Annotated in this window: 24 protein-coding genes; 1 reads left to right on the forward strand and 23 read right to left on the reverse strand. The window is 39.2% G+C overall.

The window, feature by feature from the left end:
* Positions 1-452: 452 nt before the first annotated feature.
* The 18 genes from mfd to metG all read right to left on the reverse strand — a co-directional run bounded on the left by mfd (position 453) and on the right by metG (position 20,511).
* Positions 453-3,989, reverse strand: coding sequence for a transcription-repair coupling factor (gene mfd, locus V7108_RS19475; protein WP_335515766.1), 3,537 nt, complete (start codon positions 3,987-3,989; stop codon positions 453-455).
* Between the two features lie 93 nt (positions 3,990-4,082).
* Positions 4,083-4,313, reverse strand: a complete 231-nt coding sequence (locus V7108_RS19480) for an anti-sigma-F factor Fin family protein (RefSeq protein WP_335515763.1) — start codon at positions 4,311-4,313, stop codon at positions 4,083-4,085.
* A 163-nt stretch (positions 4,314-4,476) separates the two neighbouring features.
* Positions 4,477-5,037, reverse strand: a complete 561-nt coding sequence (gene pth, locus V7108_RS19485) for an aminoacyl-tRNA hydrolase (RefSeq protein ID WP_335515805.1) — start codon at positions 5,035-5,037, stop codon at positions 4,477-4,479.
* A 133-nt stretch (positions 5,038-5,170) separates the two neighbouring features.
* A complete protein-coding gene (locus V7108_RS19490; RefSeq protein ID WP_335515758.1) occupies positions 5,171-5,806 on the reverse strand; it encodes a 50S ribosomal protein L25/general stress protein Ctc in 636 nt (211 codons plus the stop codon).
* A gap of 316 nt (positions 5,807-6,122) precedes the next feature.
* Complete coding sequence (locus tag V7108_RS19495; protein ID WP_335515755.1) at positions 6,123-7,079, reverse strand: ribose-phosphate diphosphokinase; 957 nt, start codon at positions 7,077-7,079, stop codon at positions 6,123-6,125.
* Positions 7,080-7,230: 151 nt separating this feature from the next.
* Positions 7,231-8,604, reverse strand: coding sequence for a bifunctional UDP-N-acetylglucosamine diphosphorylase/glucosamine-1-phosphate N-acetyltransferase GlmU (gene glmU, locus V7108_RS19500; RefSeq protein ID WP_335515752.1), 1,374 nt, complete (start codon positions 8,602-8,604; stop codon positions 7,231-7,233).
* A gap of 383 nt (positions 8,605-8,987) precedes the next feature.
* Positions 8,988-9,278 carry a septation regulator SpoVG gene (gene spoVG, locus V7108_RS19505; RefSeq protein WP_003347151.1) on the reverse strand — a complete coding sequence of 97 codons (291 nt, stop codon included), beginning with the start codon at positions 9,276-9,278 and terminating at the stop codon, positions 8,988-8,990.
* Positions 9,279-9,454: 176 nt separating this feature from the next.
* On the reverse strand, positions 9,455-9,829 hold the full coding sequence (locus V7108_RS19510) for a RidA family protein (protein WP_335511722.1): 375 nt from the start codon (positions 9,827-9,829) through the stop codon (positions 9,455-9,457).
* A 1-nt stretch (position 9,830) separates the two neighbouring features.
* Positions 9,831-10,661 (reverse strand): pur operon repressor, encoded by an 831-nt coding sequence (gene purR, locus V7108_RS19515; protein ID WP_335511720.1) that lies wholly within the window; start codon positions 10,659-10,661, stop codon positions 9,831-9,833.
* Positions 10,662-10,715: 54 nt separating this feature from the next.
* Positions 10,716-11,585 carry a 4-(cytidine 5'-diphospho)-2-C-methyl-D-erythritol kinase gene (ispE, locus tag V7108_RS19520; RefSeq protein WP_335511717.1) on the reverse strand — a complete coding sequence of 290 codons (870 nt, stop codon included), beginning with the start codon at positions 11,583-11,585 and terminating at the stop codon, positions 10,716-10,718.
* Between the two features lie 194 nt (positions 11,586-11,779).
* Positions 11,780-11,965, reverse strand: a complete 186-nt coding sequence (locus V7108_RS19525; RefSeq protein WP_335511715.1) for a small, acid-soluble spore protein, alpha/beta type — start codon at positions 11,963-11,965, stop codon at positions 11,780-11,782.
* A 123-nt stretch (positions 11,966-12,088) separates the two neighbouring features.
* Entirely contained in the window at positions 12,089-12,352 is a 264-nt protein-coding gene (veg, locus tag V7108_RS19530; RefSeq protein ID WP_335415523.1) for a biofilm formation stimulator Veg, read from the reverse strand.
* A 255-nt stretch (positions 12,353-12,607) separates the two neighbouring features.
* Positions 12,608-13,489 (reverse strand): sporulation peptidase YabG, encoded by an 882-nt coding sequence (gene yabG / locus V7108_RS19535; protein WP_335511713.1) that lies wholly within the window; start codon positions 13,487-13,489, stop codon positions 12,608-12,610.
* A gap of 621 nt (positions 13,490-14,110) precedes the next feature.
* Complete coding sequence (gene rsmA / locus V7108_RS19540; protein ID WP_335511711.1) at positions 14,111-14,989, reverse strand: 16S rRNA (adenine(1518)-N(6)/adenine(1519)-N(6))-dimethyltransferase RsmA; 879 nt, start codon at positions 14,987-14,989, stop codon at positions 14,111-14,113.
* Complete coding sequence (rnmV, locus tag V7108_RS19545; protein WP_335511709.1) at positions 14,982-15,542, reverse strand: ribonuclease M5; 561 nt, start codon at positions 15,540-15,542, stop codon at positions 14,982-14,984. Before rnmV ends, rsmA begins: the two co-directional genes overlap by 8 nt.
* Positions 15,543-15,917: 375 nt before the next feature.
* Positions 15,918-17,096 carry a ubiquitin-like domain-containing protein gene (locus tag V7108_RS19550; RefSeq protein WP_335511707.1) on the reverse strand — a complete coding sequence of 393 codons (1,179 nt, stop codon included), beginning with the start codon at positions 17,094-17,096 and terminating at the stop codon, positions 15,918-15,920.
* Positions 17,097-17,333: 237 nt separating this feature from the next.
* On the reverse strand, positions 17,334-18,101 hold the full coding sequence (locus tag V7108_RS19555; protein WP_335511705.1) for a TatD family hydrolase: 768 nt from the start codon (positions 18,099-18,101) through the stop codon (positions 17,334-17,336).
* Between the two features lie 442 nt (positions 18,102-18,543).
* Positions 18,544-20,511 (reverse strand): methionine--tRNA ligase, encoded by a 1,968-nt coding sequence (gene metG / locus V7108_RS19560; RefSeq protein ID WP_335511703.1) that lies wholly within the window; start codon positions 20,509-20,511, stop codon positions 18,544-18,546.
* Positions 20,512-20,991: 480 nt separating this feature from the next.
* Between metG and V7108_RS19565 the strand changes: the two genes are divergently transcribed.
* Positions 20,992-21,276 (forward strand): AbrB/MazE/SpoVT family DNA-binding domain-containing protein, encoded by a 285-nt coding sequence (locus V7108_RS19565; RefSeq protein ID WP_335511701.1) that lies wholly within the window; start codon positions 20,992-20,994, stop codon positions 21,274-21,276.
* A gap of 47 nt (positions 21,277-21,323) precedes the next feature.
* On the opposite strand, the gene rsmI is transcribed toward V7108_RS19565, so the two are convergent.
* The 5 genes from rsmI to holB form a co-directional block, all read right to left on the reverse strand.
* The gene (gene rsmI, locus V7108_RS19570) at positions 21,324-22,208 is read right to left on the reverse strand and encodes a 16S rRNA (cytidine(1402)-2'-O)-methyltransferase (RefSeq protein ID WP_335511699.1); all 885 of its coding nucleotides are present in this window, start codon (positions 22,206-22,208) and stop codon (positions 21,324-21,326) included.
* Between the two features lie 10 nt (positions 22,209-22,218).
* Positions 22,219-22,959 (reverse strand): tRNA1(Val) (adenine(37)-N6)-methyltransferase, encoded by a 741-nt coding sequence (locus tag V7108_RS19575; protein ID WP_335511696.1) that lies wholly within the window; start codon positions 22,957-22,959, stop codon positions 22,219-22,221.
* A 249-nt stretch (positions 22,960-23,208) separates the two neighbouring features.
* Positions 23,209-23,580, reverse strand: coding sequence for a DNA replication initiation control protein YabA (gene yabA, locus V7108_RS19580; RefSeq protein WP_335511694.1), 372 nt, complete (start codon positions 23,578-23,580; stop codon positions 23,209-23,211).
* 12 nt (positions 23,581-23,592) lie between these two features.
* A complete protein-coding gene (locus V7108_RS19585) occupies positions 23,593-24,420 on the reverse strand; it encodes a PSP1 domain-containing protein (RefSeq protein WP_335511693.1) in 828 nt (275 codons plus the stop codon).
* Positions 24,413-25,420: a DNA polymerase III subunit delta' gene (gene holB / locus V7108_RS19590; RefSeq protein WP_335511691.1), complete on the reverse strand. Its 1,008-nt coding sequence runs from the start codon at positions 25,418-25,420 to the stop codon at positions 24,413-24,415. The genes V7108_RS19585 and holB overlap by 8 nt, the downstream gene beginning before the upstream one ends.
* Positions 25,421-25,434 lie beyond the last annotated feature (14 nt).

Raw genomic sequence — 25,434 nt, forward strand, 5'->3', positions numbered from 1 at the left:
TCAAGGCGTTACAACTTTGCTAATCACTACCAACTTTGAACTTAGTATCTTTCATCTGGAAAGTTCTATACACATCCGTAATATTTTTTCACAAACACCGAAAAATGGAAGCGCCTTCGGAACAAGCACAGCTTGTTCCTGTGAAGATTATTCAAAGGAGCTTCCCTTTGTGCACAGGGGCGACAGGCATAAGACGAGCCGGCAGAAAGGTTGTTCTTTAACCTTTTTGACGGATTGTCGGAAAGGTGGAGGCGACTGCCCTGGGACGAAGGCATAAGACGAACCCTGCAAGAAGGCGCTCTTTGCCTTCTTCAGGGGGCGGATTATGACTCGAGTCCCAAGGAGCCGAAACTAGACAAGCTTATGACCCGAGCCCCTAGGCGCTGGAACTAGACAAGGAATTTATCCTATATTGGAAGCAGAAAGAGTGTCCCTTTTCACGGTAAATCCATTTAAACAGGATTTTCCTGGCCTCTTTTTGCTGTTTGAAGGCCTTTTATTAATTCAAATGCGATATTTAGCCAGCGGGCAGTATCAGTGCCTTTCGTTTGTATCGTCAATTTAAGTTTCTGACCATCCATTCCAAGACCAATCATTCTTGGATATTTACTGCTCAATTCGAATACCTTCTGACCATCAATTGAACTGCTTGCCACTTCATTTACTAAGATCGTTACTTCCTGCTTTACTTGCTTAATCACTTCAACACCTGCTAATAGTGCATAAACCTTCATTTCGGCTACTTGGAATAGATAATCGACTTCTTCTGGGTATTCACCAAATCGATCGAGCATTTCTGCTTGAAGTTCCTCTATATCCTCCAGGGTTTGCGCTCCTCTAAAGCGCTTATACATCTCGATTTTTTGATGCCCATCTTTGATGTAGGTATCTGGAATATACGCGTCTATTTCTAAATCAATTTCCACTGTTGCTTTTTGTTCTGCTTTCAAATCGCCTTTCTTTTCCTCAATCGCTTCTTTAAGCATTTGGGAATACAAATCAAACCCAACAGAGTCAATAAATCCGTGCTGCTGTGCTCCCAGCAGGTTCCCTGCACCTCTAATCGATAAGTCCCGCATGGCAATTTTAAAGCCGGAGCCTAACTCTGTAAACTCCTTAATCGCCTGTAATCGTTTTTCAGCCACTTCAGTCAACACTTTGTCCTTACGGTGAGTGAAATAAGCATAAGCGACGCGATTTGACCTGCCGACACGTCCACGAAGCTGGTAAAGCTGGGAAAGTCCCATTCTATCCGCATCATAGACAATCAGCGTATTCACATTTGGAATATCTACCCCAGTCTCAATAATGGTTGTGCTGACAAGAACATCAAACTCTCCGGATAGGAAGCTGAGCATAACAGATTCCAATTCATTTTCTGACATTTGTCCATGGGCGAATGTTACGCGGGCATCAGGAACGAGCATCGATATTTCTTCTGCCTTTCGTTCAATGTCCTCTACTCTGTTATATAAGAAGTATACTTGTCCGTCACGTGCCAACTCCCGCTCAATCGCTTCTCTAACTAGCGATCCATTGTATTCCATTACATAGGTTTGGACAGGGAATCGGTTCTCAGGCGGTGTCTCAATAACAGATAGATCACGAACACCAAGCATCGACATATGAAGCGTTCTCGGTATTGGAGTCGCGGTCAATGTTAATACATCAACATTCGTTTTTAACCTTTTGATCTTTTCTTTATGGGTTACGCCAAATCTTTGTTCTTCATCAATAATTAATAATCCTAAATCACGATAGACAATATCCTTTGATAAAATCCGATGTGTTCCAACTACTACATCCACTGTTCCAGCCTTTAGCCCTTTTATCGTTTCCGTTTGTTGTTTTTTCGAACGAAAGCGGCTTAAAAGTCCAATATTGATTGGATAGTCCTGGAATCTTTCTCTCATCGTTTCAAAATGCTGTTGGGCCAAAATCGTTGTTGGCACTAAGAGCGCCACCTGTTTTCCATCCGCCATTGCTTTGAAGGCGGCGCGAATCGCAACCTCCGTTTTTCCATAACCCACATCACCGCAAAGCAAACGGTCCATAGGTCTAGACTTTTCCATATCCTTCTTAATCTCATGGATGGAACGGAGCTGATCTTCCGTTTCCTGATAAGCAAAAGCCGCTTCAAACTCTCTTTGCATATCACCATCAGGAGAGAAGCCATAACCAACCGCTGCTTCACGCTCAGCGTAAAGCTTAATTAAATCATCGGCAATGTCTTGGACAGTAGATTGTACCTTCTTCTTCACCTTTTTCCAATCACTGCCGCCCAGTTTGTAGATTTTTGGTTCTTTCCCTTCCGAACCAACATACTTCTGGACAAGGTCGATTTGTTCAACAGGAACGTAAAGCTTATCAGACCCCTGATAGCGGATATGGAGATAATCCTTATGGACTCCATTGATTACCAATGTCTCAATTCCTAAATACTTACCTATTCCATGATTAACATGAACGACATGGTCGCCAATTTTAAGTTCAGAATAACTCTTAATTCTTTCAGCATTTGAAAGCTTTTGTCTATTAGTAGTGGACTTTTTGACACGTTTCGTAAAGAGCTCTTCTTCTGTAATCACAGCAATTTTCTGTATGGAAAGCTCAAAGCCAGTTTGCAGGTTCCCTTTCATAATCTGGACTTTTCCAGGTAAAAGCTGCTGATTGTTCTTTGAGATGGATGCTTCTATTTCATAATCCTCTAAAACTTGTTCTAGTTTTTTTACTCTATCATCATCTGCTCCTAAAAAAAGGATAGAAAAATTACCTTTCTTCCATCTTTCTACTTCTGCTTTAAGCAGGTGCATTTGACCATGGAAGTTTTGCATTTGTTTGCAGGAAACATTAATGATATTTTGCGGGCTTGTATTTGCCACATGCCGAAGAAACAAACTCATATAAAGAATTGGGAACGCACTTTTTTGAAGGAGCCCATGTATGTCATGAGAAATTGTCAAATCATGAATGATTTGACCTTCACTAAGCAGGGATGTATACCATTCCGCTTCTTCTTTCACTAATGATTCATTCATTTCTTGAACCCGGCTGATTTCATCAATAAATACCATTCCGTTACGCGGAAGGTAGTCTAGCAAACTAGTATCACCTTTATAGGCTAATGAAAGATATTTAAATACTTGGTCTGGTTTCTGACCATTTTTAAGTTGTTCAAGTTCAAAGCTAATATTCTGCGATAGCTGAATCTTTGCCTTATCATCCTTTAATTTACGTAAACTCTTAGCCAATCCGTCCTCTAACTTACCAATTACCCTGCTAAATTCCTCTGCTTCAAAAAGCACCTCTGTAGCAGGACCAATTAGAACTTCTGTTGTCTTTTCAATGGACCGCTGATCTTCCAAGGAAAAATAGCGGATGGAATCGATTTCAGTATCAAATAATTCTATTCTTATTGGGTTGCTGACTGTTAGAGGATAAATATCGATAATGCCGCCCCTTATACTAAACTCCCCTGGTGTAGAAACCATTTCCGAACGAACATAACCCATCTTCACAAAAGTAGTAAGAACCTTAGTGACATCCAAATCATCGCCTAATTTAAACGATAGCTGGTACTGCTTCCACAATGACTTAGGTGGAATGACCTTTCTAAGTCCAGCAATTGGAACAATAATAATACCTTTGTTTGTCTTGCTTAAATGGTTTAATGCCTCAATCCTTTGGGCCTTTAATTCAGGACTGGCAATACTCATTTCTGCTGCAATTAACTCATTTGCAGGAAATAGAAAAACTTCATCCTCACTTACTAGATTTACAATATCTTCGTATAATTTTTGCGCCTGCAATAGATTATGGGTAATAAACAAAATTGGTCTTTTAATCTGCTCATAAATAGCCGCAGTTAATACCGTTCTAGATGACCCCGATAAACCAGCAATAAGCTGTTCCTTCAAACCTTCTTGGACTCCTGAAATAATGGAGTGAATATCTTCCTGGTCTAGGAATAAAGATTTTAACCCTTTCAAAAGCTCGTTCCTCCTCTCTTTGAATCTTTTTTCATATTTTAACTAATTTAATAAAAATAGAAAAATGCTTTGGAGTGCGTCCAAAGCGGATGTTTAATGAATGAGGAAATCATATTGATGATAGTCTGGATTTCTTTCTAATGACTCCTGACAATCCTCACAAATGGCAGTAATGTGGATATTCCCAGCCAAATCATACGCGACCATCTCTTGTCTTTCTTGTTCTGTTAATTTATGAAGACCGAGTGCTTCGCTGTGTATCGATGATTGCTCAATGGAACCAAGGTTTGTAGCGCAATGCCGGCAATGATAATGAATGGCCACGCAGTTCCCTCCCTATTCTACTATTGATTATAGTATTTACGATGAAGAGGGAAGTTATTCACTGATATTATTCATATAGCTCTTTTCTTAAATTTTATTGCCAGCCTTTCATAAAAAAGATAATTGGTTTATTTTATGAAAGGAGAGGTTATCCCATGAACGATTACTGATTAAATTCATTCATAACCTGTAGAAAGGGTCTTTCTAACCAGGTTTTACACGCATCTGCACTCTTTAGGACAGCTTCATTCGTTAATGCCATTTCATCCTCATGAAACCGTCCTAATACATAATCAGGAACCTTCATACCGTTTTTAGGTCGATCAATCCCAATCCGTATTCTGTTAAATTCTTGGGTTCCAAGATGTGCAACCGTGGACTTTATTCCATTATGGCCGCCAGCACTTCCCTTTTGACGAAGCCTAATTTTCCCGACAGGTAAATCAAGATCATCATAAATCACCACAAAATCTTCGATATCTATCTGGTAATAATCCATTATTGCTCGAATAGATTCCCCTGAAAGATTCATATATGTAAGTGGTTTAAGTAAAATAACTTTTTGACCATTATGAAAACCCATCCCGAATAATCCTTTAAATTTTGATTGATCTAAGGAAATGGATAACTGGTTGGCAAGCTCTTCGATTACTTCAAAACCAATATTATGTCTTGTTTTTTCATATTGTTTTCCGGGGTTTCCTAAACCAACAATTAACTTCATTCTCTCACTCTCTTTCGGTCCAGTCCACCTGCTGATTAATTTTCGGAGCATTGTAATCTCTCCCACTTAATAATACGTCTTTTCTCTAATTTATGCGACAAAAGACGTAACCTTTTAAGGTTACGTCTGCAAATTATTCGCCAACTGGGGTTGTTTCTCTGCCTTCTTCGTTATCAGGATGACCGCCTTCTTGCTGCTCTCCTGCATTAATTTCCTCTTCTTGTCTAGGAGGGAGAATACTTGCAACTACTTCATCTTCCTCATGGTTAATGGTAAACGAACCTTGATATAGGATGTCGGAGACCTTTAAGGTTTCACCTACCTGTAGATTCGTTACATCCACTTCAATTTGCTGTGGAATCTCAGTTGGAGTGGATGTAATCGATAATTCATGCACAGACTGCTGTAAGACACCGCCGTCCTTCACACCAGCTGCATCGCCCGTTAAGACAAGCCTTACTGTTACCGTTATTTTTGACGATTTATCTACTGCAAGAAAATCCACATGGATAATTTCCCTTTTGATACTATCCTCTTGATAATCACTTAACACCACATCATGCTTACTGCCCTCAACATCAAGAGAAATAACGCCATTTCGGCCCACTTGGCGGATTGTTTTCGTTAAATCTGCTGAACTTACATAAACAGGTTTACTTTCAACACTTCGCCCATAAATAACGGCAGGAATATTTCCATTGTTTCTAATTTTCCTTAACTCTGAATAGCGTAGTTCCTTACGTTCCATTGCTTGTAAAACAGTACTCATATGTTTAGTCACCTTCCTAGTTTTGTACAATAACTGTCTCTATAAAAATTCCCCAAAACAGGAAGGTCTAAACATTGGATGTTAAAAAAGCAGAAGCGCCTTCGGAACAAGCACAGCTTGTTCCTGCGAAGAACATTCTAAGCAGCTTTCCTTAGTGTCCAGCCCCGATAGGCATAAGACGACCCGGCATGAAGGTTGTTCTTTAACCTTCTTGACGGGTTGCTTATGACCCGAGGGGCTAGGCGCTCCTCAGAAAAGCTAACGCTTTTCTTTCGTGCGAAGTATCGCTTACGAAGCTTACTCTTGTGGAGCTAGATTAATCAAATAGTGTACTCACAGATTGTTCTTCATGGACGCGGATGATGGCTTCACCCATCAACGGAGCCACTGAAAGATGGATAATTTTATCTGTCTTTTTCTCTTCTGGAAGAGAGATCGAATTCGTAACGACTAATTCTTTTATGTTTGAATTTTGAATCCTGTCAATCGCCGGTCCTGACAACACTGGATGTGTACAGCATGCATACACTTCTTTTGCGCCATTTTCGACTAATGCATTTGCTGCAAGTGTAATCGTCCCTGCTGTATCAATAATATCATCAATTAGGATTGCAATTTTCCCTTCGATATTACCAACAATATTCATAACCTCTGCCACATTTGGCCGTGGACGACGTTTATCAATAATGGCAATAGGCGCTTTTAAACGTTCTGCTAATTTTCTAGCTCTCGTAACACCACCGTGGTCTGGAGAAACAATAACGAGGTCACCATTAAATTCCCTCTTTTTAAAGTATTCTGCCAGTATCGGTACACCCATTAAATGGTCGGTTGGAATTTCAAAGAAACCTTGAATCTGTGGTGCATGTAAATCTAAGCAGATTACACGAGTCGCTCCTGCTGTTTCAAGCAAGTTTGCCACTAATTTGGCTGTAATCGGTTCACGTGCCCTTGCCTTACGGTCCTGGCGGGCATATCCGTAGTATGGCATTACAATATTGATCGTTTTTGCAGAGGCTCTTTTCAGAGCGTCTATCATGATCAATAATTCCATAATATTTTCATTAACAGGTGCGCTTGTCGATTGAATGACATATACATCACAGCCACGGATACTTTCTTCGATATTAATTTGAATTTCCCCATCACTAAATCTTGTTACAGAACTTTTTCCTAGTTCGACACCAATCACTTTAGCGATTTCCTTTGCTAATGGGAGATTTGAATTTAGACTGAATACCTTTAAGTTTGGATCTAAGTATTGATTCGACATAGTGCCCTCCAATATTTTTACCTAGGAGCTTTTGTTAAACTTTAATTAAGAAAAGTTCCTGTAAACTAAATTTCCAAAGCGCAAAATAAATATTTCCACGTTAAAAGCGGCTTTAAGATTCTAACAACAATCAATTCGAAAACAGCCCAAATTATTTTTTAAGGTTAAGCTTATCGACATAATTTTCTTTGTTTTCCTGGCGTGAACGTGCAATCGACAATGCATTACCCGGAACGTCCTTTGTAATGGTTGATCCAGCAGCTACATACGCTCCTTTTCCAACGGTAACAGGTGCAACTAGGTTAGAATTACAGCCAATAAACACTTCATCCTCAATTTTCGTTAGGAATTTATTTTTACCATCATAATTAACGGTTATAGATCCACAACCGATATTTACATCCTTACCAACCTCAGCATCACCAATATAGCTTAGATGTGAAGCTTTACTTCCCTTTCCAAAAACAGCCTTCTTGATTTCAACAAAGTTTCCAATTTTCACTTCGTCACTTATGGCTGAATCCGGTCTAATATGAGCAAATGGACCAATATTAACGAAAGAGCCAATGCTGCTGTTATAGGCGGCAGATTGACGGATGACACTTTCATCTCCTACTATGCATGTATCAATTTCAGTGTTAGGTCCAATTTGACAGTCTGCACCAATCACTGTTTTACCTTTTAGGATTGTCCCCGGAAGAATAATGGTATCCTGCCCAATGACAACATCAGATTCAATGTACGCATTCTTTGGGTCGGTGATCGTAACTCCATTCCGCATATGCTTTTCATTTATGCGGCTCTGCATTATTCTTTCTGCCTCCGCTAAAGCTACTCTATCATTTACACCTAACGTTTCTTCTAAATCATTTGTTTGGTACGCAGTAACAATTTCTCCTTGATTTTTTAGGATTTCTATGACATCTGGAAGGTAATACTCACCTTGTACATTATCATTTGAAACCTTTTTCAATGCTTCAAACAACGCAGCATTGTCAAAGCAATAAGTTCCAGTGTTAATTTCATTTATATTCCGCTCAGCCTCTGTTGCGTCTTTATGTTCCACTATTTTTTCAACATGACCATTATCATTTCGAATAATGCGGCCATATCCCGTCGGGTCATCAATTCTTGCTGTAAGAATGGTTGCTTTTGCAGATGATTCCTCATGATGTTTAAACAAAGACTCCATCGTTTCAGCCTTTATTAAAGGGGTATCACCACAAACAACAATGGTTATTCCTTCTTTACCCTCGAGCATATTTTGTGCCTGCATTACTGCGTGTGCTGTTCCAAGTTGCTGTTCTTGAAGGGCATAATGACTTACTTCCCCTAATTGAGCTTTTACCAAGTCGGCTCCATGACCAATGACGGTAACCATTTCTTGAATGTTTAATGATTTTACATGGTCGACAACATGTTGAACCATAGGTTTCCCACATACAGGGTGTAATACTTTATAAAGCTTTGACTTCATCCGGGTACCTTGTCCTGCGGCCAAAATCACAGCATAACGATTAGTCATGAACAGTCCTCCAATTTACCTTTTTATCTATGGCTCTTTTCTTAAACTTTAATGCTTTTGGAACAAAATTTCATAATTATGTGTAGGTTTCACATAAAGAGTAAAAAGTTCAATAAAAGAAAAGAGCCTTTAACTACATTCTAAAACGCAAAATTGCTACATATACGTTAAAATAGGCTATAAAAATTTTACAACAATCTTTACGAAAACAGCTTTATCCATTAAAAATATTAACGCAATTAGTCAGTCTTTTCAAGGAATGTAAGAAAAGTGTCCGAATTTGTTATTTTGAAAAAATTTGTTGAGGGAGTATGGAGGAGAATAGAGGCGAAATAAAAAAAGAGCACTACTTATGTAGTAGGCTCTAGGTTGAATAACTCTTTCTAGGAAGCTCCGGCTTCTTCAAATTCTACTTCTAATTCACCTAAGCGATGATACTCAGCCAATACGGCCTCTTGGATTTTACCGCGTGTTCCGGAATTGATTGGATGCGCAATATCACGAAATTCTCCATCTGGAGTACGTTTACTAGGCATTGCGACAAATAAACCATTATTTCCGTCGATAACACGGATGTCATGTACCACAAATTCATTGTCTAATGTAATTGATGCAATCGCTCTCATTCGACCGTCTGTGTTAACGCGGCGTAATCTTACGTCTGTTACTTCCATGTGCTCACACCACCCTTTTCTTGTGTTAAAAAGCTAGTGTTATTAATTCAACAAGTAATCTAGTAAATCCTTCTTTTATTATATTATTTTTAAAATTATTTTGTAAAAAAATGAAGATTTATAAAAGTCTGATATATAAAGCTTATCATTGTAAAAATAATAAAAAAACGCTCGTTTTATTTTACGAGCGCGATTACTTCAATCTCAACTAATGCATCCTTAGGTAATCTAGCTACCTCGACACAAGAACGTGCCGGTTTATTCGTTGAAAAATATTCTCCATATATTTCGTTAATGGCAGCAAAGTCATCCATGCTTTTAATAAATACTGTAGCTTTAACAACAGTTTCAAATGACGCCCCTGCTTCTGAAAGAACCGCACCTAGATTTTTGAAAACCTGATGGGTTTGTTCTTCTATACCGCCCTCTATCATAACGCCCTCTGCTGTTAATGGGATTTGCCCTGAGCTGTAAAAGAGATTGTTTACAATTATACCTTGTGAATAAGGGCCAATTGCTGCAGGTGCTTGGTTCGTTTGTACTACTTTCATGCTATTCCTCCGTTCTGCCTTTGAAATAATTTCCTACTGTAACCTGAATTTTCTTTTCCTTCACATCAACATCCGTTAATTTCACAAGTGATTTGTATTCATCAACCAGCCGTTCTTCAATTTTCTCGGCCTCGACCAATACTGCAATACCAGCTACCGTACCATTAAATTCCTCAAGGAGACTGATCATTCCCATTACAGTGCCGCCAGCTTTCATAAAATCATCGACAATCAAAACCCTCGATCCTACCGGCATGCTCCTTTTTGAAAGCACCATAGTTTGAATTCTTTTTGCTGAACCTGAAACATAGTTAATGCTTACGGTTGGGCCCTCGGTGACTTTGCTGTCCCTTCTTACGATAACGACAGGAGTATTTAATTGGCTGGCTACCGCATAAGCAAGAGGAATTCCCTTCGTTGCTACTGTCATAACCACATCAATTTTAGTGTTTACATATGCAGAAGCGATAATTCGGCCCGCTTTTTGGACAATCGAAGGATTACCCAATATATCGGTTAAATACAAATATCCCCCCGGCAAAAGTCTGTCTGGGTGTGCAATTAACGAACATAGCTCATTCACAAATGGTCTTGCTTCTTCATCACTAACGCTTACAAAAAATTTAACTCCACCAGCAGCTCCAGGTACTGTTTGTAACGTTCCGATTCCTCTTTGCTCAAAGGTCTCTTTAACAATTGCTAGGTCTTCACTAATGGAAGATTTCGCAGAAGAGTAACGTTCCGCAAAGAAGGTAAGCGGTACAAGCTGGCGCGGATGGTCAAGTAAATAGCTCGTCATATCTATCAATCGTTCACTGCGGCGAAACTTCATAGTAACCTCCAAAAGACGAATATTCTATTATAAGGATATCACTTTTGTACGTTTTTAATCAAGAGTGTGTCTTTCCCCAAGCATTCTTACAGCAAATACCTGATCACAAAAACCTCTAAGGCCATTATAGATCCGGTGCATTCTAGAATCGTGCTGGACAATTCCAAAGACAGTTGGCCCGCTTCCGCTCATCAGAACGGCATCAGCACCAAAACGCTTCATTTGCTCCTTTATTTGGGCTACCTCCGGATGAAGCTTTAAAGTAACATCTTCTAGAACATTTCCAACATTCTTACATACGCTTTGGTAATCATTGTTTAGAATTGCTTTGACCATTTCATTGATACTCGGGTGCTTCATTCCGTTTAGATCTAGCCTGCGGTACACCTCAGCGGTAGAAACACCAATAAAGGGTTTTGCTAAAATTACCCAGCAAGTTGGCGGAGCAGGAAGGGACGTAATCATTTCCCCTCTTCCCTTTGCTAATGCTGTGCCCCCATACACACAAAATGATACATCCGAACCGATTTCTGAACCAAGATCTGCTAGTTCATCTAATGTTAATCCAAGATCCCACAGTTTATTCAGTCCCCTAAGTGTTGCTGCTGCGTCACTGCTTCCTCCAGCCAGACCAGCTGCAACAGGGATTGTTTTTTCAATCGTTATTTGAACCCCTTTTTTCACCTGGTATCGGTCCTTAAGCAATTGCGCTGCTTGAAAGGCTAAGTTCCGTTGGTCATCAGGAACATATCGGTTATGGGAAAGAATATGTATCTTATCCTGCTCTAATAAAGTCAGTTCAACCCGATCCGCCAAATCTATCGTCGTCATGATCATCTCAACCTCATGAAAACCGTCCGGACGCTTATATAAAACATCCAAGGATAAATTAATTTTGGCTGGTGCTTTTACTAAAAGCTTCACTACGCCCACCTACACTTCTATCGATCATATATTTTTTCCTATTTTACCATAAAACTTCTAATAGGAAAAAAAGTCTATGAATAAATTTAAAGGACAAGGAGATTCCTTCTCCCTGTCCTTTACCGTGGTGCCTGTTTTGTTTAAATATGGAGAAGCAAATGCTGACTAACAAATGTGGCCGTAACCACCTTATATTAAGACTTTCTGTTGTTTTTCATCAGCTGTTCGGAAGCTAGTTCCACGGCTCTTTTCACCATGTTTCCTGCATCCTTGGCCTTAATGCCGCCCCAACCCTCTTTTTGGACGACATCATAAAAGCCAAGTTCTTTTGCAAGTTCTTCTTTAAACTGGGGAGACATGACTCCTCTTCTTCTTGCCATCTAAACAACCCCTTTATAACACTCACGGTATTATTAGTATGTTATTTAGAATTCAATTTTATTTTAGATAAAGCAAAAGGCAGAAAATCAATTGATTTTCTGCCCTAAAAAATTGCCTATATTTTAGCTTAAAGCTACATTTCCTGCTGCATCTTCATAGAAGGTAATTTGAACTGTCTCAGTCAGTACATCAGCGTAACTGTATGAAACGCGTTCAAATGCGTTCTCTTCTTGATCTAACTCGATTACAAAAACCGAAGGGTACGTTTCGGCTAATACACCGGAGCGTTCGATTGTTTTTCTACGTCCTCCGTTTGCCTTAAGTAACAATCTTTTCCCTAAATTTGAATCAAGAGCCTTTTTGATATCGGCTAAAGTTTTTGGCATTCGGTCCACCTCACTGTGTAAAGTATATCACACTGACATGTTTTCTGTCAAATAAAACATAAAATTATATCAGTCCGACAAAAAGATTGTCAATATCTTTTCTTCTACTTTTTCTCCCAATTTTCAACAATCCTAGGTTTACCTTAAAGAGGAAGGATTATGTGCCTTTTACAAAAAAAATAAGCCTCTTGAAAAGTTAAGCTAGAAAGTATGAAAAATTATCTAGCTCAGGTGACTGCTGCTTTTCGATTTGGCTTATTCTTCCTCCTGGACGGGATTATAAGGCATTCCTGTTCGTAAGACTCCTTTTGTCTCAATACCTCCAAGCCCTTTTTCCCCTGTTAATGTATTACGCAAAACATCCCATACATTGATACTTTCCATAAACGGCGTAAAGCTGATTTTGGCAACAATATAAACGGGATCCAGAGCGTGAATATTTATTCGTGAGGGGGAACTAGCAAAATTTGCACCTGCATGTATTAAAGATTCAAAGTGGGACTGACACGCACCCGCAAAAATAACGAGTTGATCTAAATGAGGGATTTTCCTTCGGGCTTCTTTGACCGTTTGAACAAAGTGCTTTGAGTGGCGATATGCATTAATATCAGTCATCTTCCCCTTCGCCTTCGAATAGGCATCATGACCAGTAATAACTATTATATCCGGACGGTATTGATCAATTAACCCGCCAATTTTATTTGGCATTTCCTTTTCGTTACAGTGTATACCGTAGACAGGAATCCCAATTTTCTCGTATAGAGTCATACATTTCTGTAAGTAATCTGGGTCTCCATCTAAGTGAAGAACCTTCCCTGGAATTTGAAAATAATTGGCTGGCTGTACATAGCCTCCCGTCGCTTCGTAATCCTGCCTTTGTTTTAATAATTCTACGTCTTGTGCAAATAACCGAAAGGATTGTTCTTCAAGGTTTTTATATTCCTGTATGATTTTAGACCTTACATTTTTGTTAATAACCACTAAATCCTCGTAAGGTGCATCTGCCACTAAGCGAATATCTTCACCGTATAGGACCACAAATCTCTGACCGTTTAGTCTTTGAATATCAATGACTCTGAAAAGGATATCACAGTTATAAGAACGTCTGCCGACAATATCCATTATTTTTATTTCCACTGTCGTCACTCCAATTAGACCAGCATATAGGCCTTCCAAATAAAGTTTTTCTTAGATAGGCTATGCAACTACACATATTTTTGTGATTGACAGAGTTTCATTCACAAAAAATGGCTCTTTTCGTAAACTTTGTTGCTTTTATACTAAATAGTTTACAAGAGATTACCTTAGACATAGTTTGGTGAGTGTAAAGGTAACTGTGTCCGAATGAAGGGGCATGCCGTGCGGTTTGTCCTCAAGGCCCTCGATTGGGGACAAATCTTATCGGCCACTGCACATGATTTGTCCTCAAGACCCTCGATTGGAGACAAATCCTTTCGGTCACTACATATGATTTGTCCTCAAGACCCTTGATTGGAGACAATTCCTCCGGCCAATGCACATGATTTGTCCTCAAGACCCTTGATTGGGGACAAATCCTTTCGGCCACTACACATGATTTGTCCTCAAGACCTTCGATTGGGGACAAATCCTTTCGGTCACTACATATGATTTGTCCTCAAGACCCTTGATTGGAGACAAATCTTCCGGCCAATGCACATGATTTGTCCTCAAAACCCTCGATTGGCGACAAATCTTTTCGGTCACTCACGAAATCAAAAAAAATAGACCATAAATGGTCTATTGAAAATAGTTTAGTAATTCGTCGCTCAGACGGCCAAATTCTTCAACAGAAAGGGTCTCCCCTCTTCGGGTCGGCTCGATTTCGGCTGCTTTTAGTGCGTTAAGAATGTCCTCTTTCTTTTGTTTCCCGTCCGGCAGCTGGCTTGTTAAATTGTTCAGCAATGTTTTTCTTCTTTGGGCAAAACTTGCTCGTGTTACTTGGAAAAAGAACTTTTCATCCTTTACGATTACCGCTGGTTCGTCCCTTCTGGTTAAGCGGATCACTGCAGAATCTACATTCGGCTGGGGAACGAAGACTGTTTTTGGAACAATCATCACTGTCTCTGCCCTTGTGTAGTACTGTACAGCGATAGAAAGAGAGCCATACTCTTTTGTGCCAGGCTTCGCTGAAATGCGATCAGCAACCTCTTTTTGCAGCATACACACGATACCACGAATTGGGATATGTTCCTCTAACAGTTTCATAATAATCGGAGTCGTCACGTAATAAGGAAGATTGGCAACCACCATAATATCATTGAAATTTATAAATTCTGTATCGATGACATCCTGAACATCTGCCTCAAGAATGTCCTTATGAATAATCTTTACATTTTCATAAGGAGAAAGTGTATCAGACAAAATGGGTAATAATCTTTGATCAATCTCAAAAGCAACAACCTTTTTACTCCGGCGGGCAAGCTGTTCCGTAAGGGCTCCAATTCCAGGACCAATTTCAATTGCCCCTGAGGATTCACCTAGTTCAGCAAAATCCACTATTCTATGTAAGATATTGGTATCAATTAAAAAGTTTTGACCCAGGCTTTTCTTAAAAGAAAAACCGTATTTTTCTAATATTGCCCGCGTTCTTATTGGGGTAGCAATGTCTTTATTCATGTTTTTCCTCCTGTATAACAACTGCAAGTGCCTCTGCAAATTCCTGCCTGCTGATTTGGAACATCATTAATCGTTTATGAAGTTGTTTTCCATTGGTATAGCCGATTTTCAAAATTTTTCCCAACATGATTCTTCGATCCTTTGAACCTGCTCCTCCAATGAGGCCTGCTGTTATTAAATCCTCTTGCGTCATTTCTTCTTGGATAGCCTCTGACATGGTTTGTGCGTCCCTTAGCGCGCTCCTAATCGCCTCTATATGTGCATGTTCTACTCCTAAGCCTTTTCCATTTTTAGCAATGGCAGCTTCTTTTGGCAGGAAAGCGTGTTTACAGCCTGGGACGTTTTCTGTAATCGTTTTTCTAATTTTCTCACCAGGATAGTCGGGGTCTGTAAAGATAATCACCCCTCTTGTTTTTTGTGCCCTTTTTATTCTTTCAATTGTTTCTTGATTAATTGCGGAACCATTGGTTTCGATGGTATCCGCATCAACGGCACGTTTAATGGCGGTAGTATCATCTTTTCCTTCTACTACAATAAATTCTTTTATTCTCATCAAGTCCTCCGAAGAATCTTTATAGAGGCTCTTTTCTTAAACTTTGCTCCTTTTTGGAATAAAATTTTATTATTACGCTAGTTTCCACAGAAAATAGAATAAATTTATAAGAAAAGAACCTGCAAACTAAATTCCAAAGCACAAAATAACTATTTCCACGTTAAAATCGGCTTTAAGATTTTAACAACAATATTACGAAAACAGCCATTATTAAAAATTGAAAAATAAATGAAACATTTTTGTAATGTCCATCGTCTATATTAACAAATGCTTTCATATCATTTAGTAAATAACCTAGTGATTTCCATGTAAGTATAATGAAAATTAAAGAAAAAGCAAAATGCAGAGGCTTTGCGATTCCTCTGCACTGGTAACTTATTCAAGAATTTTAATTTTGACCTTTCTAACTCCCCAGCGGAATGCCTCCGCTTTGGTTGGAAAGAAAACATCTATTTTGTGTCCTTTAATTGCTCCGCCTGTATCAGAAGCTACAGCATAGCCATAGCCTTCCACATAAACTTTCGTCCCCAGTGGAATCACACGCGGATCAACAGCAATGACCTTAGCTGTTGGGTTGGCACGTAAATCAAATCCTGTTGCTGTTCTCCCTGAACAGCCGTTACAATATGCTGTATAGGCAGTAGTATTAACATAAAACTCTGTTCCAGTTTCTGCTCCACGGGATACTTGAATTTGTAGTTCCTTTGTTCCGACAGCCACAACTTTATCGAGTTTCGTTCTAAGACTCTGCTCACCCATTAATTTTCTTGAAACTTCATTACCGTTTTCCAGGATGACTTCATATTCTTTTGAAACAAGCCCCTGTCTGCCTTCACTAACAGTAATTTGTTTTCCTTTTTCTAAGCTCTCATCTTTCTTGGTGATGACGGCAAATTGAACTGGTTCTTCCACTACATCGGTGACCTTTTCTACGCGTATGACGTTAATTACGTCATCCCTTTTCACTGTCTCTGATAATGACGGTTCAACTCGGTCAAATTCATTAAGTATAATTCCCTGTTGTGTTAAAAAGTCAGCGACCGTAGCCGAAGTGGACCATACTTGCTGCTCATTCCCGCCGTCTACTAGTGTAAGATGAAGAGCGAATTTGATGCTAATTCCCATCTTGTTTTTTACTGTTTCCTGCGGTCCTGGTGTAATTTCGTCCTGTTCGTTCAATACAATACTTTGCTCTTTTAAGAGCTCAGCAACCGTGCCTGCTGTTGTCCATATCGTTTTTTTCTCGTTGTCTTGGACAATTTGAACCTGTTTTGCTTGCTTCCAGACAATGTTCTGATTGTCTTTCACCTTAGCATTGGCTGAAGGTGACAAGTAGTCTTTTGAGGTTATGGGTATATCTAGCTCAGCGAATAAATCCTTTACCGTATCGGCATGTGTTTTTATTACTTTTTGCTGTCCGTTTAGTGTCAATTCCAGCGTTTTCTTTGATCCTTCATAATATGAAAAACCCAGAGTTGCTGCTAAAACTACAAAACTAGCAAAAATGATCGCCAACCTTTTCATACCCAAAGACTTGGAAAACAGGTTTTTCATGTTTTTGAATACGATGAAAAACGCCTCCTTCTCTTTGGAGAGATTATTGAGAAACATGCTGTCGGCTGTCAACCCTTGCATATGTGTGAACGTATTTCTAATTATGCATATAGTTGGGAAATTTGCAAAGGAAAACTTATCGACACGGTTATCCTATGAGGAAAAGGAGGCATGTAGAACTTTAAGTTATAGTTAAAAATTAGGACAAGCTTCTATAAACTTCGACATGCTTGTCTATCAATTTATGTCGAATAATTTTTTTGCATTTGCAGTTGTGACGTTTGCAACTTCCTCGAAGGAAATGCCCTTTATTTCAGCAATTTGTTCCGCGACAAGCTTTACATATCCGGGTTCATTGCGTTTTCCACGATAAGGATGAGGTGCTAAATAGGGGCAATCCGTTTCAATTAGTAATTTTTCTAACGGAACGACATCTGCCACTTCTTTGGGTTTTTTGGCATTTTTAAAAGTAACTGGACCTCCAAGGGAGATATAAAAATTCATTTTTAGACATTCTACTGCAACCTCAGGGCTGCCGCTAAAACAGTGCATAATCCCCCCTACTTCATCTGCTCCCTCTTCCTTTAGTATCTCTACAATATCTGCTGTTGCTTCTCGATTATGTATAACGATAGGGAGTTTTACCTTTTTCGCTAATTGGATTTGTTTACGAAACACCTCTTTTTGAATTTCTTTAGGGGACTTATCCCAATGATAATCTAATCCCATTTCCCCGATTGCTACTACTTTTGGGTGTGCAGCTAATTCCTCTATCCAAAGCAAATCTTCATCTGTCATGTCAATGGCATCCACAGGATGCCAGCCTACACAAGCATAGATAAAGTCATATTTTTCAGTAAGCTCCATTGCCTTTTGGATGGTAGGTCTGTCAAACCCGACACAAACCATATGAGATACTCCTGCTTCTTGTGCCCGGAATATAACTTCCTCTAAATCTTCCTCATACTGTTCCGCATTTAAATGTACATGTGTATCAAATAACATATAATTAACCCCTTTTGACGAATATTATCACTACATTCTTGTCGAATATATAAAGAAAAAATGGAAATGCCACGAAATTTGTTTCACGTGGAACATTTCAAAGCGGAAGCGCCTTCGGAACAAGCACAGCTTGTTCCTGCGAAGATTATTCTAAGGAGCTTCCCTTTGTGCACAGGGGCGACAGGCATAAGACGAGCCGGCGAGAAGGTTGCTCTTTAACCTTCTTGACGGATTGTCAGAAATGTGAAGGCGAGTGTCCTGGGACGAAGGCATAAGACGAACCATGCAAGAAGGCGCTTTTTGCCTTCTTCATGGGATGGCTTATTCCTCGAGTCCCAAGGAGCCGTAACTAGACAAGCTTATGACCCGAGCCCCTAGGCGCTGCAGCTAGACACTGCTCAAATTAAAAGAGCCTATAAAGGCTCTTCTAATAATTTCTTGTCTACTTTACTTTCGAACCATTAGGCAGTGTTTGATCGACTGTGGCTATCGATAAGGCACCATCTTTTGAACCTGCCAGAATCATTCCCTGTGAAAGTTCTCCGCGTAACTTCACTGGCTTTAGATTTGTAATACAGATGACCTTTCTTCCGACTAATTCTTCAGGCTTATAATACTGGGCAATCCCTGAAACAACCTGGCGTTTTTCATAGCCTAAATCCAACTGAAGTTTTAGCAGCTTATCTGCTTTTTTAACTGGTTCAGCTTGAATTACTTCTGCCACACGTAAATCAATTTTCATGAAATCATCGATTCCAATTTCTTCAGCCTCTTCTGGCTTTTCCTCTTGCTTTACTTCTTGTTTTGCTTCTTCAACCGGAGTGGTAGCTCCCATTTTCGAACGAATAAATTCAACCTCATCCGCAATTTCAAGCCGCGGAAACAGCGGATTTCCTTTTGAAACCTTTGTTTTAGCAGGAATCGCTCCAAAGCTGTCTAAACTTTCCCATGTCTTAAGTTCTTCATTATTTATTCCCAGTTGAGCAAAAATGCTATTCGGTGTCACCGTTAAGAAAGGCTGGAGCAGGATAGCGGTTCTCCTTAATGATTCAGCTAGATGAACCATGACACTAGCTAACTCCTCTTTCCGTTCTTCTGATTTTGCCAGTGTCCACGGCTGCGTTTCATCTATATACTTATTCGTCCGGCTCACTAATTGCCAAATAGATGTTAGCGCAACAGAAAACTCCATTTTCTCCATTGCTTCCTCATATTTAGAAACAGTTTCACTGTTCACCTGAAGCAATGCTTCATCATATTCTCCCGTGGAACCAGAATAGGCTGGAATGACACCATCAAAATATTTCTCGATCATCGCTACTGTTCGGTTTAACAGATTCCCCAGATCATTCGCTAAATCGAAATTAATTCTTTCAACAAATCCTTCCGGAGTAAATACTCCATCGGCACCGAATGGCACTTCCCTTAATAAATAGTAGCGAAGAGCATCGAGTCCATAACGATCGATTAATGTAACTGGATCTACAACGTTTCCTTTAGATTTGGACATTTTGCCGTCCTTCATTAACAGCCAGCCATGTGCAAATACCTTTTTTGGAAGTGGCAGCTCAAGAGCCATTAACATGATTGGCCAATAAATTGTGTGGAAACGGACAATTTCCTTTCCTACTAGATGAACGTCTGCTGGCCAGTAGTTTAAGTATTTGCTATCATTTTCAGTTCCATAACCAAGTGCTGTAATATAGTTTGACAATGCATCGATCCAAACATAAATTACATGCTTTGGATCCCCTGGTACTTTTACTCCCCAATCAAAGGTAGTTCTCGACACAGCTAAATCCTCTAAGCCTGGTTTAATAAAATTATTTATCATTTCATTTTTCCGGGATTCCGGCTGGATAAACTCAGGGTTTTCTTCATAGTATTGCAATAGTCGATCTGCATATTTGCTCATTTTGAAGAAGTAGGACTCTTCTTTAACGATTTCCACAGGTCTTCCACAGTCTGGGCAATTGCCATCAACTAATTGGCGGTCGGTATAAAAGGACTCACATGGAGTACAATACCATCCTTCATACTTATCAAGGTAGATATCCCCCTGCTCAAGCAGTCTAGCAAAGATTTTTTCGACAATTTGTTTATGTCGCTCTTCAGTTGTTCGGATAAAGTCATCGTAGGAGATATCTAGCTTTTTCCATAGATCCTTAATCCCGTCCACGATTTCATCAACATACTGCTGTGGAGAAATTCCTTTTTCTTCTGCTTTACGCTGGATCTTTTGTCCGTGCTCATCTGTCCCTGTAAGATACATTACATCGAAACCGCGCATCCTTTTATACCGCGCCATTGCATCTCCAGCCACGGTTGTATAAGCATGACCAATATGTAAATTTCCGCTCGGATAATAAATCGGGGTAGTGAGATAAAACGTTTTTAATTTTTCTTGCATTTGTTACCCTCCTAATTTAGGCAAATCGACTATTCTATTAATTCATTATTGCCTTTTTTCATCCTCTTCTATCATCAAAATATACCCAAAAATCAATAAATGTGCAATAAACTCAACTATTAGCATTAATATATTTTATTTTTTTTACAATTCCCCCCATAAAACGATGGCTATCTGTCGAATTTTTTAACTAGGCACACAGTTGATAATTGTTGTTTTTGTCGAATTATGACTAATTTTAAACAACTCCATTATAAACGAATAATAATATTTAAATTCTATCCAACTGAATAATCATTCATTATTTGTTGATTTATCAACAATTTTAAAAAATGATAAATTTTCCAATTGGTTTTTACTCTAAACCAATTGACGGAAAATGGAATGGCTGGTATTATTAGTTTATAAAAATTATGTCGAATATTGACGAAAAGATAGAGAAATAAATTAATAGTTTTAACATGAGAGGAGCTAGAAAAAATGAAATCTACAGGTATTGTCCGTAAGGTTGACGAATTAGGTCGTGTGGTTATTCCAATCGAATTAAGAAGAACACTTGGTATTGCTGAAAAGGATGCACTTGAAATCTACGTGGATGACGAGCGTATTATCTTGAAGAAATACAAGCCAAATATGACTTGCCAAGTAACTGGTGAAGTTTCTGATGAAAACTTGGCACTTGCTGGCGGTAAGTTAATCCTTAGCCGTGAAGGTGCAGAACAGTTAGTAAAAGAAATTCAAAACCAATTTGAATTAGTAAAATAGTAATGACAAAGCTTCTCCTCTAAACGGAGAAGCTTTTTATTTTGGACTTATTCAAGATGGATATGGTAGGCGTGATACACCTCGCGCTTATTTATTCCTCTATCCTTGGCTGTTTGTTTGATTGCTTCTTTTGATGGAATGTCCTTTTCATTTATATAGTGATTTACATGCTCTTCAACCGTCATCGCTTCCCACCAGCTTATTTCTTCTTCCTTTAATTTGCTTTCATCCGCACCTTCAATGATCAAACAAAATTCACCGCGAACTTCACCCTGATTCGCCCACTCTACTACTTCTTCTAGACTTCCTCTTATAAATTCCTCAAACTTCTTTGTTAATTCCCTGCAAATCGCTGCCTGTCGATTTCCAAAAATTTCAACCATACTTGATAAAGTTTCTTTCAGCCGATGTGGTGATTCATAAAAAATAAGCGTTCCAGTTTGTTTCTTTAAACCTTCTAATTCTGATTTCTTTTCTTTTTTGCTTCGATTCAAGAAACCATAAAAATAGAAGGGCTGACAGGAAAGCCCTGAGGCAACCAAGGCTGGAAGAGCGGCGTTTGCACCTGGTAACGGAACAACGGCAGCCTTCTCAGCTATTGCAGCCTCAACAAGTTCGTATCCTGGGTCTGAGATAGCTGGCATACCGGCATCACTTACTAAAGCAATTTTCATGCCTTCCTTAATCTTATGGATGAGTTTTCCTCCGCTTGATTCCTTATTATGTTCATGATAGCTGACAACAGGCGTTTGAATTTCAAAGTAATTACATAATTTTTTTGTATTTCTAGTATCTTCGGCTGCAATTAAATCAGCTTCTTTTAGAATCCGTACAGCCCGAAAACTCATATCCTCAAGATTGCCAATTGGAGTTGGAACAAGATAAAGTATTCCTTTTTCCGCCTCATTCTCAAAGCTTTTTTGCTGCCACATCCTAACCACCCTATTCTCCATATAAAATTGTTCTAATTTCTTGTGTGTATTCACCCTCTTCATTATAGACAAACAAAGGAGGAAGTATTTTCAAATCGGGACTGCCATCTTTAATTGCCTCAATTAGCAAGGTATTTGCTTCTTTCCCCTGCTTTGGATACACGAACTGAATACGCTTAGGTTCGAGACGATATTTTCTCATAGCAGTTATGATGTCCATTAACCTTCCCGGCCGATGGACGAAGGCTGCCTTTCCGCCCTGCCTCACCAATTGACTTGATGCTTTCACTGCATCATCAAGCGTACATAGTATCTCATGGCGGGCAATAGCCAGGTGTTCATTCGGGTTCATTCCATCTTTTGAAGGTGTAGGAAAATAAGGAGGATTACAAGTAACGACATCAAATTTTCCATGTCCCAGCTGTTTTGGAATTTCCTTAATATCTCCATGAATCATTTGGAGGCGGTCCTGAAGATTGTTGTAGTGAATACTTCTTACCGCCATATCATATAGCCGCTCCTGTATCTCGACCCCTGTAATCTTCCCCTTCGTCCGGGCACTTAAGAATAAAGGAATAACCCCATTCCCACTGCAGAGATCGACGATGTTCCCTTTTTGAATGGGTACATAAGCAAATCGAGCCAGTAACACCGCATCAAGTGAGAAAGCAAAAACAGACGGACTTTGGATAATTCTTAAATTCTCAGCAAGTAAATAATCAAGCCGCTCATCACCCTTTAACATAACCATAACTACACCTCTAACTAATATGTAAGGCTCATTTCTTAAACTTTATTGCTTTCTGGAACAATTTTTAATAATTGTCCTAAGTTTCCGCAGAAAATAGCATTATTTAATAAGAAAAGAGCCTGCAAACTAAATTCTAAAACGCAAAATAGCTATTTCCACGTTAAAATCGGCTTTAGGATTTTAACAACAATCATTATGAAAACAGCCTATGTAAAAAAATGGAGGCTGACCGAAGTCAACCTCTTTAAGTTATTTCTTATTAAGAAAGGAGAGGCAAAATAAGCAATCGCCTTCCTTACGTAAACTTCCAAAATGAAGGTTGCAAATATGGAAACCTTCTTGATATAGACGAGCAAGATTATCATAGCCCTCTCCGACATCTAATGTCTGATCCCCGCCAGTTACACGAGAGGTTGTCCCTTTTTTAACCTTCTCATCTTTCTTTACCTTTTCCGTGGTCACATCTAAACGGCGTCTTAGATGTTCATTTTCAAGCTTTAAATAATGGTTTTCTTCTAGTATTTCGGCTAAATGCTGTTTTAATTCCCCGAGTTGTTGGTAAAGATGGCCAATTTGTGTCTCCATATTGCTTACTGATTCAAATATCTCTTTTTTATCCACGTCACACACCTCTTAATCTGTGGATTGTATAGAAAAGGCACCTTCTTTAATGATTTCATCCAATGTATACTCCAGAACTCGATCCTGTTCCTTTAGTTCCACCTGAAGTACCCGCTCTAATAAATTTAATCCAACCACTTTTCCTCGACCTTGAGGAGTTTCAATCATTTCTCCTAAATCAGGCAGTTGTTCCTTTGCCGCTTCATACTCATCATTTTCATATTTTAAACAGCACATAAGTCTGCCGCATAAACCGGATATCTTTGTAGGATTTAAAGAGAGATTTTGGTCCTTCGCCATCTTAATAGACACAGGATCAAAGTCACCTAGAAAAGTGGAGCAGCAAAGCATTCTTCCACAAGGACCAATTCCTCCAAGCATTTTTGCTTCGTCCCGGACACCGATTTGGCGCAATTCAATTCTTGTCCGAAAAATTGACGCTAAATCTTTTACTAACTCACGAAAATCAACTCTTCCGTCAGCAGTAAAATAGAAGATCACTTTATTTCGGTCAAATGTATATTCAACATCAACTAGTTTCATATCTAGTTGATGTCCATTTACTTTTTCATTACAAACATCATATGCTTCCTGGGCAGCTTGTTTATTTTCTTCAACGATCATTCGATCCTTATGATCTGCGATTCTCACTACCTTTTTTAATGGCAGAACAACATCATGCTCCTCAACTTGTTTACGGGGAACGACAGCCTTACCGTATTCCACTCCGCGTACAGTTTCGACAATCACAAAGTCATCCTTTTCAATTGAGAGGTCTCCAGGATCAAAATAATAGATTTTTCCCGCTTTTTTAAAGCGTACTCCTACAACATCATACAAATGAAGATCCCTCCTGCAACTTTAACACAAGCTCTTCCATCATTAGCTGCGGGTTCATATTCGCCGCAAGCTTCCTTTTTGCCTCGAGAATAACCGACATTTGATCCGACAACCGCCGTCCGGATGTTTCAAGAGCATATTGTCTTAACCGGTCACCTTCAGCTTTAAAGACGATTTGCTCCTGTTTATCTAATTGTATATATAATAAATCCTTAAAAATAAGAAGTAAAAGATCTAAACCACGATTAATCTGTTCTTTCTCTTTAAAGTGTAAGAACCAATCCCCTTGAAGAGTTACCATTGCTTCTAAAGGACCTTTTTTCAGCACCTCATATAATTTTACCACTATCTTTTGAGCTTGTGCAAACCAATCATCACCATTTAGCTCATAAGCTTCATCAAAGCTATTCGTCAGCTGTGCCAATAATGGCGCTTTCATAGGATTGACGCCGTTTTCGGTCAACTGCTGGATCATCGCCTGTGGAGATAATGGTTTAAATGACAATACTTGGCAGCGTGAAAGAATGGTTGGTAATAGCTGTTGAGGCTGCTCGGTCAAAAGAAAGGCTGTTGTTTGTGAGTTAGGTTCCTCAAGAAACTTAAGCAAACTATTTGCCGCACTCACACTCATCTTGTCGGCATCGCTAATCATATACACCTTTCTTGACGACTCTACACCTTTTTTTGAAAACTCCTCTTGGAGGTCTTGAATTTGTTGTTTTTTTATCGATAACCCATCGGGCTCTACTTTATGGACATCGGGGTGATTACCGCTATTAATTCTTCGACAATTATTACAGGACTCGCAAGGTTTATATCCTTCTAACACCGAATTGCAAAATAGAGCCTTTGTGATTAATAAAGCAATTTCTTTCTTCCCAGTCCCTCTGATTCCCTCAAGTAAATAGGCATGGGCCACACGACCCTTCAACAAACTATTTTTTAACATTTTTAAGACGGTTGGCTGCAGCTCCTCTAGTTGATCCCATGTTTTTACCAAAGTTCATCACTCAC

The sequence above is a fragment of the Neobacillus vireti genome (assembly GCF_036962345.1).
GTDB classification, from domain to species: domain Bacteria; phylum Bacillota; class Bacilli; order Bacillales; family Cytobacillaceae; genus Neobacillus; species Neobacillus vireti_A.

Excerpts from the sequence above, each read along its gene's own strand:
- pth (WP_335515805.1), bottom strand. The coding sequence starts at position 5,037 with ATGAAGTTAATTGTTGGTTTAGGAAACCCCGGAAAACAATATGAAAAA.
- V7108_RS19490 (WP_335515758.1), bottom strand. The coding sequence starts at position 5,806 with ATGAGTACTGTTTTACAAGCAATGGAACGTAAGGAACTACGCTATTCA.
- V7108_RS19495 (WP_335515755.1), bottom strand. The coding sequence starts at position 7,079 with ATGTCGAATCAATACTTAGATCCAAACTTAAAGGTATTCAGTCTAAAT.
- glmU (WP_335515752.1), bottom strand. The coding sequence starts at position 8,604 with ATGACTAATCGTTATGCTGTGATTTTGGCCGCAGGACAAGGTACCCGG.
- spoVG (WP_003347151.1), bottom strand. The coding sequence starts at position 9,278 with ATGGAAGTAACAGACGTAAGATTACGCCGCGTTAACACAGACGGTCGA.
- V7108_RS19510 (WP_335511722.1), bottom strand. The coding sequence starts at position 9,829 with ATGAAAGTAGTACAAACGAACCAAGCACCTGCAGCAATTGGCCCTTAT.
- purR (WP_335511720.1), bottom strand. The coding sequence starts at position 10,661 with ATGAAGTTTCGCCGCAGTGAACGATTGATAGATATGACGAGCTATTTA.
- V7108_RS19525 (WP_335511715.1), bottom strand. The coding sequence starts at position 11,965 with ATGGCAAGAAGAAGAGGAGTCATGTCTCCCCAGTTTAAAGAAGAACTT.
- veg (WP_335415523.1), bottom strand. The coding sequence starts at position 12,352 with ATGCCAAAAACTTTAGCCGATATCAAAAAGGCTCTTGATTCAAATTTA.
- rsmA (WP_335511711.1), bottom strand. The coding sequence starts at position 14,989 with ATGAATAAAGACATTGCTACCCCAATAAGAACGCGGGCAATATTAGAA.
- rnmV (WP_335511709.1), bottom strand. The coding sequence starts at position 15,542 with ATGAGAATAAAAGAATTTATTGTAGTAGAAGGAAAAGATGATACTACC.
- V7108_RS19550 (WP_335511707.1), bottom strand. The coding sequence starts at position 17,096 with ATGAAAAACCTGTTTTCCAAGTCTTTGGGTATGAAAAGGTTGGCGATC.
- V7108_RS19555 (WP_335511705.1), bottom strand. The coding sequence starts at position 18,101 with ATGTTATTTGATACACATGTACATTTAAATGCGGAACAGTATGAGGAA.
- metG (WP_335511703.1), bottom strand. The coding sequence starts at position 20,511 with ATGCAAGAAAAATTAAAAACGTTTTATCTCACTACCCCGATTTATTAT.
- V7108_RS19565 (WP_335511701.1), top strand. The coding sequence starts at position 20,992 with ATGAAATCTACAGGTATTGTCCGTAAGGTTGACGAATTAGGTCGTGTG.
- rsmI (WP_335511699.1), bottom strand. The coding sequence starts at position 22,208 with ATGTGGCAGCAAAAAAGCTTTGAGAATGAGGCGGAAAAAGGAATACTT.
- V7108_RS19575 (WP_335511696.1), bottom strand. The coding sequence starts at position 22,959 with ATGGTTATGTTAAAGGGTGATGAGCGGCTTGATTATTTACTTGCTGAG.